This is a genomic window from Bacillus sp. UNC438CL73TsuS30, from assembly GCF_000482325.1.
Taxonomy (GTDB): Bacteria; Bacillota; Bacilli; order Bacillales; family Cytobacillaceae; genus Neobacillus.
In genome coordinates, this window is sequence record NZ_AXVA01000046.1 from 1 (window position 1) to 3,024 (window position 3,024).

The following is a 3,024-nucleotide window of genomic DNA, read 5'->3' on the forward strand; positions in this document are numbered from 1 at the left end:
ACTGCTTCTATTTTTTCCTCTAAATTAAATTTAGCCATATAAAAACTGCACCTCCAATTGTTAGTTGTGCGTCTAACAATTGGGGTGCAGTTCATTTGCTTGTGACGGCGTAGGGTGGTTTTCTTGTTTTCTAGAATGCTTTTCCGAAAGAAATAAGCGCTAACTTCACGCAAAATCCCTTTTAGAATTTCTCTCAAGATTTCAAGAAATGTTTCCATGATTATCACCTCCTTTCCTTAACAACGGAAAGAAGACTGACAACCTACCACCCTAATAATATTCAGTTGCAACTCCATTCTTTTTAAAATACATAACCTATGAGTCATCAACTAAATCGGCGGCACCGATATCAAGAAGTTTTAATACCTATGCCCATGTCGAAAACATTTTGTTAACTCCGACATACTTCCCCCTTTTTCATATCTACTATTTGCTATCTTTATATATAAAGAACTTATTGTTCCATATAACAGAATAGCCATTGATAGACATGAAAGGATCTACTACATAAAATAGGGGTTGATTTTATGGAAAGGCAAGAGAACTTTTTTTGCGGCTTGATTTGGGGCACTTCTTTAAGTATTCCGTTATGGATTGCTATTATCGGCTGGATTAAACTATTGTTAACCCTATAGGTAGGACCTAGTATTAATTTTAAAAAAACCGTAACCTATCAGCAGGTTACGGCTTCTTTTTAACTATTAAAATATTTAGCAATCGTACTTTTCAATTCTTCTGGGTCAATCACAATTTGGGAATTGTTTGCCTTTAGGATGTCATCATACATCGTTCGGCCAACCCCTGTTAATTGTTTGTAGTTTAATTGCTTATTAGGATCCAGGTCCTTCATGGCAAGGCCAAGGCTAACCATATCCGATGTTGTCATATTCGTACCAACCAAATATTTTGAAACAGAATTAACCAATGAAGGCATTTTTGAAATGTTGCCAGGTTTTAAACCTTGTTTCGCAATCCCTTTTAATGCTTCCAATTGAAGCTGCTGACGGCCATAATCCCCATTTGCAAGCGAATGGCGTTCGCGAGAAAGAGCTAAAACCGTTTTTCCATCCAATAAATGCGACCCGGCAGTGACCACTTGATTGCCAATTTTCACATCTGTTGGCACGTACATATTAATACCGCCCAATGCGTCAATCATCGATTGAAGACCATCAAAATTGGTTTCCACATAGTAATTAATCGGCACCCCAGTAAAATCACTGATTGCTTTTACGGCCCCTTCCATCCCTTGCTTAGGACCTTTATTGGCCTGCAAAATATACTGGACACTGGTGAGTTTCGTATAACCGTAACCATCTAGATGAACACGTGTATCACGTGGAATACTTACTGCATTAATTTGATTTTTATCCAAATCAACATGCGCAAGGAGCATGCTGTCCGTATGACCAATTTTTTGACCAGGTCTCGCATCGGAGCCCATGATTAATAGGTTAAAATTCGTTCCAGTTGAATTGCTCGGTTGTGTTTTTTGTTCAGTTGTACCCGCGTTCACTACAGGAATGTTTTTAAAGTGATTCTTTGGCTGAAGCTGATAATAGGCAAATCCAACTGCTGCAATGCCTACCACGATAATCCCTAGAAGAGAATAACCAAAAACCTTCCATTTACTTCTTTTTTTCTTACTGCTTCTATTCATAATATCCTCCGCTATTATTTGCGTCATTTCTATTAATTTAATACTGTAACAACTTAAAATATTATCACCATATGAGATGATTGTCACTTACTACATAATACCAATGTCTGTCTTTCCGCCATTCGATCCTTCTTTCACTTTAAAAAGAAAGACAAAATCTCTCTACGTACTTCCCTGTTTGTTCTCCCATGTTTTATTCGCGTTGGAAAGCATTTTATCTGTGTGTCTAAAAAGTCAGCCTATGTTAGGAGCTTTCTTCCTCTGTTCTGAAAATTTATTTTCCCACACCATGTCCTTTTCCTCGATTTTTCTTTATATAGAAGGTGTGAGGAGGTGATAACAATGGCACAAGCGCGATTGACTACGACGAAACTTCGCATCGTATTTGAAACAGGTGTGGATGGTGAAGGCAATCCAATTTTACGATCCAAGACCTTCAGCAATGTCAAAAAAGAGGCAACAGCGGATCAACTCTACCAAGCAGCACAAGCCATCTTTGTATTGTGTAACGACACGCTTTACCGCATCGAGAAAAACGACAGTTCCGATCTATTAGTCTAGTGAGCAATTCATTTTTGAGGATAGGGGGTGAGGAAATTGGCTAAAACATTGGAATTACAATTCGAGACCGCTACCGGTAAAATTGCCCGTATTACGGTTGATAATCCAAAGGAGCCTATTGATGAGGCGGTTGTGAAGCAATCAATGGATCAAATCGTGAGCTCCGGTGCTTTCTACACAGGAAGCGGCGATCTTGTTTCGGCAAAAGGCGCAAGAATCGTGGAACGTAATGTAACAGATTACGAGCTTGTTTAAGAAAGAGGGAGGCCGGATTCTTCGTGAAACCGGTCTCCTTTACTAGAATGGAAGGAGGTAGCAGAAAATGGAGCAGATTATTCCAATCATAAGTGAAGTAGGTTTCCCGATCGTTGTGACACTCTATTTGCTTTATCGGATTGAAGCGAAGCTTGATATGGTGGTCCAGTCCATTCAGAGCCTGCCGGACCGGATGAGGGAGCAAATGAAGTAGGTGAGGGGTTAAAATCATGTATAAGGGCAGGGAGATAAGGTTTTCTGCCCCTACTTGCTTTGTAGTATGATGTGGGGGATATGATGAAGATCGAAACTCATTTTGGTTTATTGGTAGGGTTATTTCGTGTATAATAGGAATATAATAAAAAAGAGAAGTGCGCGAACACTTCTCCTTGCAACCTCTACCGTCAGGGTGGTGGTTGTCTAAGTTTTATTCTTTATGAGAACCACCCTTAGTGAACTGCACCCCAATTGTTAGACGCACAACTAACAATTGGAGGTGCAGTTTTTATATGGCTAAATTTAATTTAGAGGAAAAAATAGAAGCAGTT

5 protein-coding genes are annotated in these 3,024 nt (G+C 39.3%); 3 read left to right on the forward strand and 2 right to left on the reverse strand.

The annotated features are described in order from the left end of the window. Both M028_RS29995 and M028_RS0113450 read right to left on the reverse strand, forming a co-directional pair. A partial coding sequence (locus M028_RS29995) for a hypothetical protein (RefSeq protein WP_035424143.1) occupies positions 1 to 218 on the reverse strand: 218 nt, incomplete at its 3' end. Between the two features lie 476 nt (positions 219 to 694). Beyond that, positions 695 to 1,660: an LCP family protein gene (locus M028_RS0113450; protein WP_035424144.1), complete on the reverse strand. Its 966-nt coding sequence runs from the start codon at positions 1,658 to 1,660 to the stop codon at positions 695 to 697. Positions 1,661 to 2,002: 342 nt separating this feature from the next. Between M028_RS0113450 and M028_RS0113455 the strand changes: the two genes are divergently transcribed. The 3 genes from M028_RS0113455 to M028_RS0113465 all read left to right on the forward strand — a co-directional run bounded on the left by M028_RS0113455 (position 2,003) and on the right by M028_RS0113465 (position 2,690). Then, complete coding sequence (locus tag M028_RS0113455) at positions 2,003 to 2,221, forward strand: DUF1659 domain-containing protein (RefSeq protein ID WP_026574130.1); 219 nt, start codon at positions 2,003 to 2,005, stop codon at positions 2,219 to 2,221. A gap of 36 nt (positions 2,222 to 2,257) precedes the next feature. Beyond that, on the forward strand, positions 2,258 to 2,476 hold the full coding sequence (locus M028_RS0113460) for a DUF2922 domain-containing protein (protein WP_026574131.1): 219 nt from the start codon (positions 2,258 to 2,260) through the stop codon (positions 2,474 to 2,476). A 67-nt stretch (positions 2,477 to 2,543) separates the two neighbouring features. Then, positions 2,544 to 2,690 (forward strand): YvrJ family protein, encoded by a 147-nt coding sequence (locus M028_RS0113465; RefSeq protein WP_026574333.1) that lies wholly within the window; start codon positions 2,544 to 2,546, stop codon positions 2,688 to 2,690. Positions 2,691 to 3,024: the final 334 nt, after the last annotated feature.